This window comes from Bacillus sp. FSL M7-0307, from assembly GCF_038627835.1.
GTDB lineage: Bacteria > Bacillota > Bacilli > Bacillales > Bacillaceae > Bacillus > Bacillus altitudinis.
In genome coordinates this window covers 987802-1002666 of the sequence record NZ_CP152023.1, presented here as the reverse complement: position 1 = coordinate 1002666, position 14865 = coordinate 987802, and the positions used below count along the sequence as shown (strand labels likewise).

Below are 14865 nucleotides of genomic sequence, written 5' to 3'. Positions count from 1 at the left end.
AAAACATCGGCATACTGGTCATCATAATGTATGTAGAAGAAATGAACTTGATGACCAATACGTAAATGAGGTGTTTGTTAAAGGCAATGACCGCATGACAAATTGGTTTTTCATCTAAAAACCTTAGCTTCTGTTTTGCTTCACTGATTCTTGATTTTTGTGTCCTATACAAATATGTATACGACGAACCAAAACGTCAAATGAGGTGTTTACGGCAGAAATAGCAGGCATATGAATTCTTTATTTCAGTAAATAGAGAATTCAAAAGGCATATCAAATGAAAGCATCAGCATTTCTTCTGCAGGAGCAGGATGAGCGACCAAAGGAGTTCGCTTGTCCTGTTTTCTTTTTTGCTTCTTTTTGTGATACGATAAAGGAAAAATAATGAGGAGTGACATGGCGTGAGCGACTGCATTTTTTGCAAGATCATTGATGGAGACATTCCATGTGCAAAAGTATATGAAGATGAGCACGTATTGGCTTTTCTTGATATTAGCCAAGTAACGAAAGGACATACCCTAGTAATCCCGAAAATACATAAAGAAAACATTTATGACATGACACCAGAAGTGTCTAATCATTACTTCCAAGCGATTCCAAAAATCGCTAGAGCCATCAAACAAGAATTTGAACCAATTGGTTTAAACCTTCTTAACAACAACGGTGAAAAAGCCGGACAATCTGTGTTCCATTACCATATGCACATCATTCCGCGTTATGGCAAAGGCGACGGCTTTGGTGCCGTATGGAAATCTCACCAAGATCAATATACATCAGAGGATTTAAAAGACATTTCTTCTGCCATCCATACGCGCCTTACCTCATCTTAATGGATGAGGTTTTTCTTTTTTTCACCTCTTTTCTGTGCTTATCCTGTGAATCGTAAGATATTTAGGACGATTCAAATTTTTTGTCCAAATGCTTCAAATTTGTGATAGGATGGTTTTATCTTTTGATCCATTAACGCGAGAAATAGGGAGAGATTGTGATGAAGCGAACGACGAATTTTAATGCTGGTCCGGCGGCGCTGCCGCTAGAAGTGCTTCAAAAAGCACAGGAAGAACTTGTTGATTTTAAACAAACCGGAATGTCTGTGATGGAACTTTCTCATCGCAGTGGTGAGTATGAAGAAGTCCATAATAAAGCGAAAGCACTCTTGGTAGAATTGATGGACATTCCAGAAGATTATGAGGTCCTCTTTTTACAAGGCGGGGCAAGTCTTCAATTTGCAATGATTCCGATGAACTTCTTACATGAAGGCGAAACGGCTCATTTCATCCAAACAGGTGCTTGGTCAGAGAAAGCCTTGTCAGAAGCAAAAGGGTTTGGTGAAACATCAGTGTTTGCCTCAAGTGAAGACGACAACTATTCGTATATTCCAGATGTAGATGCTTCCGTTTTAAATGACGGTGCTTACTTGCACATCACATCGAACAATACCATTTTCGGTACTCAGTGGAAAACGTTCCCGAACACGTCACTCCCGCTTATTGCCGACATGTCCAGTGATATTCTCAGCAAAAAAATAGACGTGTCTTCATTTGATTTCATTTATGCCGGGGCACAAAAAAATCTAGGGCCTTCTGGTATCACGATTGTGATCGCGCGCAAACGTTTATTAGAGAAAGAAAAAAGCGGCACACCTAAAATTTTAAAATATTCAACACATGCCAAAGCCAATTCTCTTTATCACACACCACCGACTTTTGCGATTTATATGCTGTCTCTTGTCCTGGAACATGTGAAACAGGCGGGCGGCGTAGAAGCAGCAGAAAAACGCAATGAACAAAAAGCAGCGCTTCTGTATGATACGATTGATCAAAGCGGCGGTTTTTACAAAGGGCATGCACGTGCTGACAGCCGTTCGCATATGAATGTCACGTTTACCCTGCGTGATGATACACTCACTGCGTCCTTTGTGGAGAAAGCAAAACAAGAACAAATGGTTGGACTCGCCGGCCACCGTTCTGTTGGTGGATGCAGAGCCTCGATTTACAACGCCGTTTCTATAGAGGACTGCCAAAAGCTTGCGGACTTTATGAAAAAGTTCCAGCAAGAAAATGAGTAAAAAGGCTTTTCTATCGTGAAATAAATTTGTTATAATAACGAGAAATATAAAGTCATGACTCTTGCAATAAATGATCAGCCATATTATTGGAGAGTTCTAAGAGCTTAGCAGAGGAGAGCATAGAAATGAAAACAAAAGAATTAGTGATTATGTCATTGCTTGCAGCAATGGGAGCTGTTTTGCATACGATTTTTCCGCCCATCTTTTTCGGAATGAAACCTGATATGATGCTGGTCATGATGTTTTTAAGCATCATCCTTTTTCCGAAGGTACAGCATGTCGTTGTGATCGCCCTAGTCACTGGGGTCATTTCCGCTTTGACAACAGGTTTTCCAGGCGGACAAATTCCAAATATGATTGATAAACCGGTGACAGCCTTTATCTTCTTAGCCCTTTTCTTATCTTGCCAGAAGATCAAGAACAAAGTCGTTCTGACCGCTGTACTCACCGCTGTTGGGACCGTCGTATCAGGCGTGATTTTCCTATCTGCCGCTTTACTGATTACTGGACTACCGGCTGCGTTACCAGCACTTCTTGTAGGTGTTGTCCTGCCAGCAACTGTGATAAATACGATAGCTATGGTATTTGTCTTCCCGATTGCTCAGTCCATATTAAAGCGCGCAAGAATGATTGAAGTCGCTTAACGAATAACTGAACCTCTTCATTGGATGAAGAGGTTTTTTTCATATTGTTGACAAAGGGCTAAAATGATTCTTTATTTTAGCCCTTTGTCTTCTTTTCAGCATGATTGAAAGCCCTTGAAGTCTAGGAAGGACGAGTACTGGCGCGGAGCGAATTTGACATTCGTGAGCACCTGCACGCAGGACTGACAACGAATGCGAGGGTTTGTCTACATGCTGGAACCTCTTCATTAGATGAAGAGGTTTTTTTCATGCTTCTATAAAAGAAAAAGGGTAAGCAGCAAAATGGAGAGCGAAATCCCTGCACCTGCTGCACACACAATTGCTTTTTGTCTTAATACATGTTTTGGCGGATAAGACCCCGCATACCCAAGCTGCCTTACATAATGAATAGAACCACCTGCGAAAATCACACACATACACGTAAAAACGAACAGAAAGACAGACAACCTTCTCCCCTCCCTTTTCTTCAAAAGTATGCTAAAATAAAGCAAGCTATGTATGGAAGTTCAATGAAGCTGATCGTCAGCTCAGAGAGAACATGCGAATGTGTAAAATTTGACTAGAGGTGATTGGAATGGCTAGTGGACGTTCTTTATTAACAGGATTATTTGTAGGCGGTCTCCTCGGAGGTGCGGCAGTGCTCCTGACGACTCCCTCTTCTGGCAGAGATGTACGCGGAAAGATGAAAGACGGCTATGACAAATTCGAAGATACGCTGACAAGATTAAAAAGAGATGGACAAGCTTTAAAAGAGCAGATTGTTGAAACCGCAAAAGAAAGTGCTGAAGTCATTAAAGAGGTCGGAACTGAATTACAAACATCGATACAGCAATGGCGCGAGGAAATCAAACCTCATCAGCAGGACTTACAAAAGGAAATTCAGGAAATTGAGGAAAAGCTCAAACAACTGGAGAAAACCTTACAAAACTAATATACTCACAAAAAAATATTCGTTTACAAAAGTGTGCGGGGTGCGTATCCCGCACTTTTTTTGTTGAAAAAAGGTTATTTTGTCAATGTTTTTCATGACTTTTAAAAATTCTTGAATTTTCAGCTTTATTAATCTTTATTTTATTGGCATAATAGAATTACAAGAAAAAGAGAAGTAGGTGAAATGGATGAATCATTCGGAACAGCCTTTCGATGTAAAAGAAGCACTTTTATTCAGTCAAAGAATGGCCCAATTGAGCAAAGCTCTTTGGAAATCCATTGAAAAGGACTGGCAGCAGTGGATCAAACCGTATAACCTAAATATCAATGAACATCATATTTTGTGGATTGCGTATCAATTAAAAGGAGCTTCAATATCAGAAATTGCAAAGTTTGGCGTCATGCATGTATCAACGGCGTTTAACTTCTCTAAAAAATTAGAGGAAAGAGGATTTTTAAAATTTTCTAAAAAGTTAAACGATAAACGCAATACGTATATTGAACTAACGCCAAAAGGCGAAGAGACATTCCATAAACTACTCGAAGATTATGACCCGGCCCGAACTGGTATTGTCAAAGGCGCACAGCCGCTTCATGACATTTACGGAAAGTTCCCTGAAATTTTAGAAATGATGTGTATTATCCGAAACATTTATGGTGAGGATTTCATGGAGATTTTTGAGAAATCGTTTTCAAACATTGAGAAGGACTTTTTGAATGAACGTGGGAAAGTCACGAAAAAGCCTGAAGAACTTGAAGACTCAGCGGAGGAAAAAGCGGCTAAAGCAAATCAAATTGTTTAATGATCTTTATAAATTCATTCATTAACGGCTGAAACAGCCCTTGATCATGCAAAGCAAAAATCGTCTCATGAACATCCAGCTTTTCAATTAACTGTCCCGCAAACAGCGCAAGGAGATCGTCGAACATGACGTAGCCTTGTGCTTTTTGCTTGTCCATTTCATCTAAGAGCTCAGCACAAATACGCTCAATGTCCTTTGCCTCTTCTTTCGATACACGCTGCCGGATCAATAGCGCATAATATGGATAACGGCTCATATCTGTCGCCGTCAGTAACAGTTCCATATAATATTCGAGCTGGCTCATTCGTTCCTCAATACTCATGTACGTTCCCTCTTTCTCTTAGTCATTCTATTTTAGCCGAAATTACTCATTGACGAAAGAGACGAACCTCCCCCTTATGTCTTTTTTTCTTGAAAAACCCAAAGTTTCCTCTCTTTATTCCATATGAATGTAACAATTTATTTTTTTTCATGAAAACCATTGATTTTTATCCTCAGGAAGAGTAAATTATCTTGAGATATTCAATTAGTTTTTTTGAGATTGGAAGGATGAAAAATGAATTGTTGGAAGACCATTAATCTTGAAAAGGATTATGGTTATACGAGAATGATGATTTCAGCCATATGTCTTACTGTATTTTTTTTCATTATGGCATTTTTATGTTTTCAACTGACTCATCCTGAAACGAGACTCAGCAGTCACAATGCACCGCTTTTTATCGTGCTTTTACTTGCGACATTGCTTGTCCACCGCGTGGTTCACTTGATCCCAGTCATGAAACATAAGAAAAAAATGACGTTATTTAAACGAAATTGCTGGCAGCGCGTGCCTAAGAGAGTGATGCTTTTCTCACTGCTCAGCCCGTTTTGTGTCATCTCACCTGTTTACTTTGTTTTAGGAATGGCATTTCCAATGTACGCACACTATTTTATCATGATCGCAAGTATTCATGCAGGCTATTGTTTGCCTGACTTTTTATTTGCTTGGAAACTGCTAAAAGCACCAAAATCATGCATCATTGATCAAGCCCAAGACGAGTTTGATATTTTAGTTGACCCAACTTCCTCATCATGAGGTTTTTAAAGCCAACTTCTATCTTTTTCATAAAAAATTTGGTAATGTAGTATGGGAATAGCATAGAGAGGGGGGATCTCCGATAGTTTTATTTTACTTCATTGTCTTTGCCGCGTTTATTGTGTATTCAATAAACAGGCTTACTAATACATTATGCCTTGTCAGAGAGATTCCTGAAGAACGGCAAGATAAGGTGTTTCGCTTTATCAATGTATCGATACTGATCTTACTGATCTCATCATTTGTTGAAATTACCATATCTATTTAAGATCAAAGCAAAAGCTGCCTGTTTGATGGCAGCTTTTTGTGTATGATGATCTATTAGCAAATCCACGATGCACCGATAATGATCAATAAGATGAATAACACGACGACTAGTGCAAAACCGCCAGCAAAGACTTCTCCTCCCATGTGAAAACACCTCCTGCCAGTTCTTCCTCTGTTCTAAGCTCAGTGTATGCAAAAAATTTTAAAACGTTTAGGCACCTGTCATCGTTTTAAAAAAGAACCGCCCGCACGCATGGCAGGACGGCTCCTTTCTGTTACAGCGATTTAATTAATAAAGATATGCTGCACCAACGATGATCAGCAAAATGAATAGCACGACCAATAAAGCAAACCCATTAGAATATCCTGCTCCCATATAATTCAGCCTCCTTTTTGTGATCAATATATGTGTATGTTGGTCGCAAAAATTTGACTAGACGAATGCCCTCCCATTTGCATTTCTTTTTACAGCATGTCACAATATGTTATGATACAAGCAATGATAAATAAATTGGAAAGATTAGGAGTGTTTTTTGAATGAAAAAAATGGCTTTAGCAGCTGTAACAGCAGTAAGTGTTTTAACTCTTGGCGCATGCAGTAGCGGTGACAAAGAAGTGATCGCAACAACAAAATCAGGAGATGTCACAAAAGAAGAGCTTTACACAACACTTAAGAAACAAGCAGGTGGAGATGCTTTAAACCTACTTGTTCAACAAAAGGTTCTTGCTGACAAATACAAAGTATCAGATAAAGAAATTGATAAGAAATTGGAAGAATATAAAAAGACACTTGGTGAAGATCGTTTAAAACAACTTCAAGATGAATTCGGAAAAGATTACATCAAAGATCAAGTAAAATATGAGCTGCTGACTCAAAAGGCTGCCAAAGCTAACATCAAAATCACTGACAAAGAAGTAAAAGCGTATTACGATGACCTAAAAGGGAAAATCCGCGCAAGCCACATTTTAGTTGCTGACAAGAAAACAGCAGATGAAGTAGAAAAGAAATTAGATAAAGGCGAAAAATGGGATGACCTTGTATCTGAATATTCAACTGACACTGCTTCAGCAGCACAAGGCGGCGATGTAGGCTGGTTCGCAAAAGATGGCCAAATGGATGAGAACTTCAGTAAAGCTGCCTTCAAACTAAAAGTAAATGAAATCAGCAAACCAGTAAAATCTCAATTTGGTTACCATATCATTAAAAAGACCGAAGAACGCGGTAAATACGATGACATGAAAGCAGACTTGAAAAAAGAACTGCTTGATCAAAAACAAGCAGATAACAATGAAATTCAAACGATCTTAAACAAATTGGTGAAAGATGCTGATGTGAAAGTAAAAGATAAAGAACTTGAAAATACATTCAAAGAAAAATCTGAGCAAACCACACAACAAACACCAAACCAATAATGAACGAAAAACCCCTCTACATGAACTTGTAGAGGGGTTTTTTTATTCTTATTGATTATGCAATCGAATGGTCCTCATGCTTCGCCGTTTCCTGGGATCGTTTCATTTGCTGTCCTTGACGTCTACGCTCTCTCTCCTGCTCCATTCGTTCAATAAAGATTTCTCCCTCTTTTTCAATAAAGGATTGATCAATCTCTTGCTCCTCTTTGGCTGTCGTCATTAATTTATAGGCACAAAAAATAATGCCAATGATACATGCATATACCCACCATGGAAAAAACAACATCGTCTTCGCCTCCTTTTTTAGGACAAACCTCTCTCCCTTTGTGTTACATGCTTATGCGAAAAGAAGACAAGTTATGAAAAAAAACGCCCGCATCAAACGGGCGTTTTATCATGAGGATTCATTGTGAAAGGTTGGTTTATAAAACGAACGATTCTCTAGTGCAAAAATACGCTCTGTATATTCTCCTGGCTTCACATGCTCAAGCGCACGATCCATCATGTTCATTTTTGCATCTAAATTATCTATATAGTGGAGAATTTCGGCTTCCTTCACCATTGGTGGTTTAGGACTGCCCCACTCCCCTTTTCCATGATGACTCAGCACTAAATGCTGCAGAATCAGAATTTCCTCAGAATCAATGCCAAGCTCCTCTGCGGCTTTCGCAATTTCTGTCACCATAATAGAAATGTGGCCAATTAAGTTCCCTTCTACTGTATATGTGGTGGAGACAGGGCCCGAAAGCTCTTTGACTTTCCCTAAATCATGTAGAATGATCCCTGAATATAAAAGATCTCGATCAAGTGATGGGTATAGATCAACAATGGATTTCGCTAAATGAAGCATCGATACCACGTGATAGGCAAGACCCGAAACAAACTCGTGATGGTTTTTCGTAGCTGCTGGGTAATCAGCGAATTCCTGTCCATATTTCTTCAGCAAATGTCTTGTGACACGCTGAATATTAGGGTTTTTCATATCAAAAATATATTGCATGATGGTATCCATCATATCGTGCTTTGGAATAGGAGCTGTTTCTAGAAAATCATCAATGCGGATTTGCTCGTTTTCAGCAACAGGACGTATATTCCTAAGCTTCAGCTGATTCCTTCCGCGATAATGATGAATATCACCTACTACCTTCACAATGGTTTGTGCGGCATATGTGAGTTCATCATTCTGCTTTGCATCCCATAGCTTCGCCTCAATATCTCCACTTTGATCTTGAAGAATTAACGTTAAAAATGGTTTGCCATTACTCGCAATCCCTTTAGTAGATGATTTAATTAATAAATGCAGGTCAACTTGTTCGCCGACGTCATAGGTCATGATCCCTTTAGCCATTCAATAAATGCTCCTTCCATGTTTCTGCTCATATAAGTATAACATAAGTCATAATTTGTCAATCATTCCACTGCTAAACTCGTAATCTGCCCGTCTTCCGCTGCTTGTTTCATATAATGATGACAAGTGAAATAAAACAGCTGTGTTTCAAAACGAGTGAGTTCATTCATCAGCTCCAGTACCCTTTCTAGACGGACATGATCAAAGTGAACGAAACTGTCATCCATCATAAATGGGAGCTGACAATCTTGCTGGTGGGACAAAGCAAGTGCAAAACGAATCGAGAGATAAATCTGCTCACATGTTGCTTGTGAAAGCTCCTCCGGGCGGAATAGGCGTCCATCCCTCCGTTTCACAATCAGCCGGTCATCTTCGGCAGAAAATAAAATCACTTCATATCGATCATTCGTTAACGGCTGAATAAATCGGGAAGCTGTTTGGAGGAGTGCTGGTAGCCTCGTTTCTTTATGCTCATTGAGTTTCTCTCGAATGACGGAACGAACGAGCTGAATAGCCGCCCATTTTTTCGCTAGGTGCTTTGCCTGCTCCTGCTCTACAGCAAGCTGATGAGTCAAATCAGACACCGTACCTGATGCTTCTATTTGGCGTATTTCTACTGCTAATTCTGCCAAGCGCTTTTTCATATTCGTCACATTCTCTTGCATGTCATTCAGACGTCTTTTTGCTTGTGCACACTGCTCCTCAAGGGTGCGCAAACCTTTACGGACAATGACCTCTTCCTCATCTACATAACCGCTTCTGTGCAGCTCTTGGTTCAGCTGCTGCAAATTGTACAGTCGCTCCCGGTATTCTTTGGATAGATGAGACAGGACATGATAATCTTCTTTTGACGCTGCTTCTACTTTTTGAAAAAGCTCGTCCGTTTGTTTTTTATAATATTGAACTTCTCCTTCTAATGTTGTCAGCTGCTGCTCTACATGTTGAATGGATACGTGCAATGTCTGACGTTCTTTTTCTCTTTTTTCCTCATCTTTCAATATCTCTTGAAAGGCTGAGATATTCTCTTGAATGGTCCCTTCTTTTCTTTGAAGGAGACTCATGAGCGCTGAAACTCTTTGCTCGTAGGTCGATTGTTGCTGTGTGAGCATCTCTATTTCCTTGTTAAGCGCCTCATATGCCGCTGTATTCGCTTTTAATTGTTTCAAGATATGGAAAGCTTCCACAAGGAATGAGAGCTCTGAGGACAAACCTAGCTGCCTTCTCATATCTTCTACTTGCTGCTGTACAGGTTCCAGTTCCCGCTCCCAGTCTTCATATTGCTGTATCATTCTTTCGTATAAAAGCTCCTTTTGCTTCACTAGCGTTTCAGCTGAAGCTGTTTGAACGTGAAAGGAATGATAGGCGTTACTGTCGTTTGCTTCCCTCATCTGAGTCTGTTTAAGCACTGGATAAATAACGATCAAGATAAATACGGAAAATCCTGCAAACAGTAACGTCACCCAGCTCTCTGCTAAAACGAATAAAATCGTGAGAATGACAGCACATAGCACGAACATCAGCGGGAATAACCACACTCTGGAATGATTCTGTTTCACTGTAGCCCTTGTGCCCCTGACATCTTCTGCATCTTGCTGTTTAACGGGCTGTTCCTTTAATCCTTTTAGAGCGGTTTCCGCTTCTTCTAGCTCATGTCTTGCATGATCAAACCGGTCATCGAGCTGCGTTTTCCTATCCATTAAACGAACGTATTGGCTCACAGCCTCTTTTAATTCCCACTCAAAGTCAAGTGAATCATCCAGCTGGTCAAGCTTGATTGGACGCTGCCACTTCAGCTTCGCTGATGCTTCTTCTATTTTTTGTTTCAAAGAATTCTGCTCTATTTTCCCTTCTGCTAAGCGTTTCTTCACAAGTTCAGCATCAGATGATTCAGCTATGACCTGCTTCATCTCCAATACCGTATCCTTGTCATAGAGTGGCTGAACTTGCGTGAGCGACGTTTGCAAATGATCTAATTTTTGTTTCAGTGCCGTCAATTGCGCCTTTTTTGGGTGAAGGTGTGATTCTAATTTATCAAGTTCATGCGCGGTTTCCGGTCTAAACCGTTTGACTCGTTCTGGATAACTAGCCAAATCTTTTTTTAACTCTATCTTTTTTTCTATCATAGGATAAAGTCGAATATGTTCAGTCAAATGCTGAATCTCTTTTTCAGTCTGTCTCATTTCATGCTGAAGCATTTCTACCTTCTCGGTTAATTCAGCTTGTTCTTTTTTCTTTTCGGTATACCGACTTTCTACCAATTTGGCCTGTTTCAACTTACCTGACAGCTCTTTTACATGATCAAGCTGCTGATTTAATTCAGGCTTACGTCCATTCGGTTTAAAAAGCTGCTCCTGCTGTTTTAGCAACCTACTGTCCATTTTGGATGCCGCATCTGAGCCAAACAAACTTGAAAAGAGTAAAAATTCCCCTATTTGATCTTGATTTAATGCTTGTACATTTTGCAGACCAAACACGTCAAAAGAATAGATCGATTGGTATAATCTGCGATCCGTTCCCTTTAACATCGCATGTAGAAAAGCTTCATCTTTCACTTCACCATTTGGAAGCAACACCTGAGCTTGGCCGCCATGATCAGATGTTCTTTCAATATGAATCACACCTAATTCCTCATCTAAACACGTAAGAGAACCACCATAAAACGAGCCATGCTTTGGCTTATACATATGGCTTTTGGAAAAACCAAATAACATCGATTCAATAAACGCCTTCAATGTCGTTTTCCCCGATTCATTCAGGCCATAAACTAACTGAAAACCGTCATCAGAAAAGTGGAAGGTTTGATTGGAAAATTTCCCGAAATTCGCAATATGGAGTGAACGTATTTTCATCATGCCTCTCCTTTTCTCATAATTGCTTCAGCTGTTCTGCCAGCAGCCTTTGTGCCTCTTCTTTAATATCGATCTCGTCCTCTTTTGTAAGAACTTTTCCTGCTTTTCTATAGGTTGGATGACGCTTGATCGGTAAAAGCAGCTCATCATACGCATCAAACTCGGCAATTTCTGCTGTTAGTTCTGTCAAAAAAGAATCTTCTGGATAGACGGCATCTTCATGTGTCCGGCAGTCAATCGACATCACCCAAACGAACAAGTCTTCATCTTCCTCCTGTTCATGAAGTACAGCCATCAGCTCCTCAAGCACTTCAAGCTGCGTGAGCTCCATATAAGCAGGAGCATCGCCAGTTAGTACGATTTTCACAAAATGAGCAACACCTCTCTCTTTCAGTCCACTCATCTTTTTGTCCACAAGTGTCACAAGATCGGTCATATGAGCGGTATGTGTGATATCTATTGTCAATGTCTCAAAGATGACATCTGAACAGCTCATAAACTCCGCTCTTTGAGCATCTTCAGATAGGTAGACGACATAACAGCCTTTCTCTCCTGTTTCTTTTATATGTCTTCCTTGCACGTTTCCAGGATAGATCACCATTGGATCTTCATGCAGAAGAGCCCGCTTATGAATATGTCCAAGCGCCCAATAATCAAAATCCCGCGCTAGAAGCTGCTGAAGCTGAAATGGTGCATACGCATCATGCCCTTCTTGACCTGCTAATGTGCCGTGAAGCATGGCAATATGATAGGGGGCATCTGTTTTTTTTTCATAATAAGGTGTCATATTTTCATGGACAGCCCGCTCTTTGTAGCTGAACCCGTAAATACTTGCCACAAGCTGACCTTCTCTATAAAAGGCTTGCTCACTTGGCGTACTGCTCAAAAAAACGTGAACATTCTCTGGCCACTCAATTGGTGTCCATTCACCACCTAAATGATCATGATTACCATAAATAATAAACACTTCAATCCCGTGTGATTGCAGCTGAAGAAACTGATTTCTTAAAAAAAGCTGTGCTTTTAGGCTGCGATTCGATTCGTCAAATAGATCTCCGCTAAGCAGCATAAAGTCTACTTCTCGATCAATTGCAAGTTCAAACATGTTCTTGGCACTTTGAAATGTGCTTTCTTTCAACCTCTTAAAAATTCGGTTCGGTATATTGGACATTCCCGCAAACGGACTATCTAAATGAAGATCTGCGGCATGAATAAAAGTGAGCTTCGTCAAACGTCTATCTCCTTGTACGTTACTGTAGTTGTCCATATTTTATCACGCCGTTTTTACGAATGCACGTTCTATCGCTCTTATTCTAAAAAACACATTTTTAGGGGTAAAAAAGAGGTTTTAACTTCCTCCTTGTATAATTCATTAAAAAACAAGAAGAAAGGGAAGATCAGAGATGGAGAAAACCTACTTTTTGACTGTATTTGATTCGTCAGGTGAAACCTTATTAAACGAAAAAATCACCACAGATAGTGATGAAAAAGCAAAAGAATTAGGACGTCATCGTTTAATCGAACAACAATACACAAAGCATTCTCACCGGCTCGTAAATGATGCAGGTAAACTTCTTTTATTTGAACGTTAAAAAAGCCGGCATCCGCCGGCCATTCATTCTTCTATTTAATGAAACACAGGACGTCTTTTTTCCAAAAACGCTTGAACACCCTCCTGATGATCACGGCTTTGTCTCAGTCTAGCTTGTGCAGCACGCTCTTTTTGAAGAACGGCTAACAGCTGTGATTCTGACTGCTGAAAATAAATCATCTTTGTTTCAACAAAGGCTTGAAGCGGCATATTTAAAAACGGCTTGACGCACGCTTTCTGATACGTATCCACCTCATCTTGAAACACGCCGTCTGCAAGGCGAAGCTTGAGCGCTTCTTCAGCCGGCAGCTTTTGCCCGCTCCAAATCAATTGTTTAGCGGTTTGTTCACTAACTCTTTTGGTGAGGAAAAAATGCCCTCCGCCATCTGGGATTAACCCGATTCCATTAAAGTTCATGGCAAGTTTAGCATCTTGATGCATAAACAAATAGTCACAGCTAAGGGCAAAGCTAAAAGCAAGACCAGCCGCTGCTCCGTGGACAAGTGCAATCGTCACTTTTTTCATACTGGCTAAAGAAAGTGTAATTCCCTCGATCAGATCCATCACGCGATGAAAATCTTCTTCACGATCTTGCTTTAGCATCATTCCAATATCTCCGCCTGCTGAAAACCCTTTGCCCATCCCCTTGAGTACAACAATTTTCGCACTGCTCTCACTCGCTCTATCACACGCTTCCTTCAATTCAGCAAACATGTCAACATGAAACGAATTATACGCTTCAGGCCTATTGAAAACGATTTCAAAAATATCCCCATCTACCTGACAATTGATATATGTCATCATCCATTCCCCCTCTTTCTTTTCAAGCTCATCACTTACTTCAATTTCCATCAAGTAATTCCTTTTCCTCTACATAAAAAATTTCAAGATCAACTGATACTAAAATAAGCATAATTGTTGAAACGAGAAATATATTTTTATATAGTAAAATAAGAAATAAAACATCATATGAAAGGGGGAGAATGATTGATAAGAAGTTCCATATGTATATTGATTAGCTGCATCGTCATGTTTTCTCCCTTTTCAAATGTCGTTTTTGCTTCACAAGCAGAAGCGAGCACACTCAGCCTGATTTCTCCATCGATTTATGATGAAGAAATCAATGCTGTGAAGACACCTCCATTTTCAAAAAAACATGCCGCATCTCTTCTGTTAAAACAGAGGTTATCAATGGGCGCTTCAAAAGCTTTTCTTGTAAAGATTGCTTCAACCACAGCGTTATCTATTGATTTATGTTTTTTAGAAATGAAGTGTGCGATCCCCATTATGTACCAATCAAATTACCTCGACTGATTCATTTTATTTCATCCGTACTCACTATATGAAAAACAAAACCTATCATATTCGGAGGGATAAAATGAACATTAAAGAAAATGATCTTCCTGGGATTGGAAAGAAATTTGAAATTGAAACGAGAAATAGAGAAAAGATGACGATTGTGATTCATGATGATGGTAGACGGGAGATTTATCGTTTCGACGATGAAGATCCAGATGAAGTACTGTCCACCATTTCTCTCGATGATGCTGAAGCCCGGCAAATTGCTGCCATTATTGGCGGTATGGTGTATAAGCCGCAAGCACTTGAAACGATTGAAATGGCGTTCAATGATTTGATCATTGAATGGTTTAAGGTAGAAAAAGACGCAAAAGCGGTTGGACATACACTCGGCGATTTAGATGTGAGACAAAATTATGAAGTCACCGTCATTGCGATCATTAAACATACAAATGAAAAATTACTCAACCCCGGTGCCGATTCGATTATTCAAGCAAATGATACGATGGTCATTTCAGGCGAAAGAAAACACTTGAAGCGATTGATACGTGATTTTCTTTCTAGAGGGGGAGAGTGAT

General features: G+C 39.9%; 20 protein-coding genes. 11 read left to right on the top strand and 9 right to left on the bottom strand.

Features of this window, described 5'->3' with window-relative positions; all coding sequences use genetic code 11:
* The first annotated feature begins 401 nt into the window (after positions 1-401).
* From MHI41_RS05055 to MHI41_RS05045, 3 genes are all read left to right on the top strand, one after another.
* Positions 402-830, top strand: coding sequence for an HIT family protein (locus tag MHI41_RS05055; protein ID WP_008348883.1), 429 nt, complete (start codon positions 402-404; stop codon positions 828-830).
* A 158-nt stretch (positions 831-988) separates the two neighbouring features.
* Positions 989-2068, top strand: a complete 1080-nt coding sequence (gene serC, locus MHI41_RS05050) for a 3-phosphoserine/phosphohydroxythreonine transaminase (RefSeq protein WP_342494607.1) — start codon at positions 989-991, stop codon at positions 2066-2068.
* A 125-nt stretch (positions 2069-2193) separates the two neighbouring features.
* Positions 2194-2712, top strand: a complete 519-nt coding sequence (locus MHI41_RS05045; protein WP_008348886.1) for a tryptophan transporter — start codon at positions 2194-2196, stop codon at positions 2710-2712.
* A gap of 254 nt (positions 2713-2966) precedes the next feature.
* Here the strand turns inward: MHI41_RS05045 and MHI41_RS05040 are convergent, their stop codons facing one another.
* Positions 2967-3158: a hypothetical protein gene (locus tag MHI41_RS05040; protein ID WP_008348888.1), complete on the bottom strand. Its 192-nt coding sequence runs from the start codon at positions 3156-3158 to the stop codon at positions 2967-2969.
* A gap of 128 nt (positions 3159-3286) precedes the next feature.
* Between MHI41_RS05040 and MHI41_RS05035 the strand changes: the two genes are divergently transcribed.
* Both MHI41_RS05035 and MHI41_RS05030 read left to right on the top strand, forming a co-directional pair.
* Positions 3287-3643: a YtxH domain-containing protein gene (locus MHI41_RS05035; RefSeq protein WP_007497160.1), complete on the top strand. Its 357-nt coding sequence runs from the start codon at positions 3287-3289 to the stop codon at positions 3641-3643.
* 187 nt (positions 3644-3830) lie between these two features.
* Positions 3831-4445, top strand: a complete 615-nt coding sequence (locus tag MHI41_RS05030; RefSeq protein ID WP_008348891.1) for an HTH-type transcriptional regulator Hpr — start codon at positions 3831-3833, stop codon at positions 4443-4445.
* Here MHI41_RS05030 and MHI41_RS05025 read toward each other — a convergent pair.
* Positions 4423-4767, bottom strand: coding sequence for a YhaI family protein (locus MHI41_RS05025; RefSeq protein WP_008348893.1), 345 nt, complete (start codon positions 4765-4767; stop codon positions 4423-4425). The two genes, MHI41_RS05030 and MHI41_RS05025, sit on opposite strands and share 23 nt — an antisense overlap.
* Positions 4768-5001: 234 nt before the next feature.
* On the opposite strand from MHI41_RS05025, the gene MHI41_RS05020 reads away from it, so the two are divergent.
* Both MHI41_RS05020 and MHI41_RS05015 read left to right on the top strand, forming a co-directional pair.
* Complete coding sequence (locus MHI41_RS05020) at positions 5002-5520, top strand: DUF3267 domain-containing protein (protein ID WP_008348895.1); 519 nt, start codon at positions 5002-5004, stop codon at positions 5518-5520.
* 82 nt (positions 5521-5602) lie between these two features.
* Positions 5603-5788, top strand: coding sequence for a hypothetical protein (locus tag MHI41_RS05015; protein WP_072368131.1), 186 nt, complete (start codon positions 5603-5605; stop codon positions 5786-5788).
* Between the two features lie 53 nt (positions 5789-5841).
* Here the strand turns inward: MHI41_RS05015 and MHI41_RS05010 are convergent, their stop codons facing one another.
* Positions 5842-5931: a YjcZ family sporulation protein gene (locus tag MHI41_RS05010; protein ID WP_017360317.1), complete on the bottom strand. Its 90-nt coding sequence runs from the start codon at positions 5929-5931 to the stop codon at positions 5842-5844.
* A gap of 145 nt (positions 5932-6076) precedes the next feature.
* Positions 6077-6163, bottom strand: a complete 87-nt coding sequence (locus tag MHI41_RS05005) for a YjcZ family sporulation protein (protein WP_008361129.1) — start codon at positions 6161-6163, stop codon at positions 6077-6079.
* Positions 6164-6324: 161 nt separating this feature from the next.
* Between MHI41_RS05005 and MHI41_RS05000 the strand changes: the two genes are divergently transcribed.
* Positions 6325-7200, top strand: coding sequence for a peptidylprolyl isomerase (locus tag MHI41_RS05000; protein ID WP_008348897.1), 876 nt, complete (start codon positions 6325-6327; stop codon positions 7198-7200).
* A 55-nt stretch (positions 7201-7255) separates the two neighbouring features.
* Here the strand turns inward: MHI41_RS05000 and MHI41_RS04995 are convergent, their stop codons facing one another.
* From MHI41_RS04995 to MHI41_RS04980, 4 genes are all read right to left on the bottom strand, one after another.
* Positions 7256-7486, bottom strand: a complete 231-nt coding sequence (locus tag MHI41_RS04995; protein ID WP_017360318.1) for a sporulation YhaL family protein — start codon at positions 7484-7486, stop codon at positions 7256-7258.
* A gap of 108 nt (positions 7487-7594) precedes the next feature.
* Positions 7595-8548 carry a 3'-5' exoribonuclease YhaM gene (yhaM, locus tag MHI41_RS04990; protein WP_007497151.1) on the bottom strand — a complete coding sequence of 318 codons (954 nt, stop codon included), beginning with the start codon at positions 8546-8548 and terminating at the stop codon, positions 7595-7597.
* A 62-nt stretch (positions 8549-8610) separates the two neighbouring features.
* On the bottom strand, positions 8611-11397 hold the full coding sequence (locus MHI41_RS04985) for an AAA family ATPase (RefSeq protein WP_342494606.1): 2787 nt from the start codon (positions 11395-11397) through the stop codon (positions 8611-8613).
* A 16-nt stretch (positions 11398-11413) separates the two neighbouring features.
* Positions 11414-12628, bottom strand: a complete 1215-nt coding sequence (locus MHI41_RS04980) for a DNA repair exonuclease (RefSeq protein WP_224559633.1) — start codon at positions 12626-12628, stop codon at positions 11414-11416.
* Between the two features lie 172 nt (positions 12629-12800).
* On the opposite strand from MHI41_RS04980, the gene MHI41_RS04975 reads away from it, so the two are divergent.
* Positions 12801-12989: a YhzD family protein gene (locus tag MHI41_RS04975; RefSeq protein ID WP_008348907.1), complete on the top strand. Its 189-nt coding sequence runs from the start codon at positions 12801-12803 to the stop codon at positions 12987-12989.
* A 35-nt stretch (positions 12990-13024) separates the two neighbouring features.
* On the opposite strand, the gene MHI41_RS04970 is transcribed toward MHI41_RS04975, so the two are convergent.
* Positions 13025-13840: an enoyl-CoA hydratase gene (locus MHI41_RS04970; protein WP_081827003.1), complete on the bottom strand. Its 816-nt coding sequence runs from the start codon at positions 13838-13840 to the stop codon at positions 13025-13027.
* 135 nt (positions 13841-13975) lie between these two features.
* Between MHI41_RS04970 and MHI41_RS04965 the strand changes: the two genes are divergently transcribed.
* Positions 13976-14302 (top strand): potassium:proton antiporter, encoded by a 327-nt coding sequence (locus MHI41_RS04965; RefSeq protein ID WP_231131685.1) that lies wholly within the window; start codon positions 13976-13978, stop codon positions 14300-14302.
* Between the two features lie 64 nt (positions 14303-14366).
* On the top strand, positions 14367-14864 hold the full coding sequence (locus tag MHI41_RS04960; protein WP_017366937.1) for a cation:proton antiporter regulatory subunit: 498 nt from the start codon (positions 14367-14369) through the stop codon (positions 14862-14864).
* Position 14865: the final 1 nt, after the last annotated feature.

What these genes read in the sequence shown, in the direction of transcription:
- serC (WP_342494607.1), top strand. Translation starts at nt 989, where the DNA reads ATGAAGCGAACGACGAATTTTAATGCTGGTCCGGCGGCGCTGCCGCTA.
- MHI41_RS05045 (WP_008348886.1), top strand. Translation starts at nt 2,194, where the DNA reads ATGAAAACAAAAGAATTAGTGATTATGTCATTGCTTGCAGCAATGGGA.
- MHI41_RS05035 (WP_007497160.1), top strand. Translation starts at nt 3,287, where the DNA reads ATGGCTAGTGGACGTTCTTTATTAACAGGATTATTTGTAGGCGGTCTC.
- MHI41_RS05030 (WP_008348891.1), top strand. Translation starts at nt 3,831, where the DNA reads ATGAATCATTCGGAACAGCCTTTCGATGTAAAAGAAGCACTTTTATTC.
- MHI41_RS05025 (WP_008348893.1), bottom strand. Translation starts at nt 4,767, where the DNA reads ATGAGTATTGAGGAACGAATGAGCCAGCTCGAATATTATATGGAACTG.
- MHI41_RS05020 (WP_008348895.1), top strand. Translation starts at nt 5,002, where the DNA reads ATGAATTGTTGGAAGACCATTAATCTTGAAAAGGATTATGGTTATACG.
- MHI41_RS05010 (WP_017360317.1), bottom strand. Translation starts at nt 5,931, where the DNA reads ATGGGAGGAGAAGTCTTTGCTGGCGGTTTTGCACTAGTCGTCGTGTTA.
- MHI41_RS05005 (WP_008361129.1), bottom strand. Translation starts at nt 6,163, where the DNA reads ATGGGAGCAGGATATTCTAATGGGTTTGCTTTATTGGTCGTGCTATTC.
- MHI41_RS05000 (WP_008348897.1), top strand. Translation starts at nt 6,325, where the DNA reads ATGAAAAAAATGGCTTTAGCAGCTGTAACAGCAGTAAGTGTTTTAACT.
- MHI41_RS04995 (WP_017360318.1), bottom strand. Translation starts at nt 7,486, where the DNA reads ATGTTGTTTTTTCCATGGTGGGTATATGCATGTATCATTGGCATTATT.
- yhaM (WP_007497151.1), bottom strand. Translation starts at nt 8,548, where the DNA reads ATGGCTAAAGGGATCATGACCTATGACGTCGGCGAACAAGTTGACCTG.
- MHI41_RS04985 (WP_342494606.1), bottom strand. Translation starts at nt 11,397, where the DNA reads ATGAAAATACGTTCACTCCATATTGCGAATTTCGGGAAATTTTCCAAT.
- MHI41_RS04975 (WP_008348907.1), top strand. Translation starts at nt 12,801, where the DNA reads ATGGAGAAAACCTACTTTTTGACTGTATTTGATTCGTCAGGTGAAACC.
- MHI41_RS04970 (WP_081827003.1), bottom strand. Translation starts at nt 13,840, where the DNA reads ATGGAAATTGAAGTAAGTGATGAGCTTGAAAAGAAAGAGGGGGAATGG.
- MHI41_RS04960 (WP_017366937.1), top strand. Translation starts at nt 14,367, where the DNA reads ATGAACATTAAAGAAAATGATCTTCCTGGGATTGGAAAGAAATTTGAA.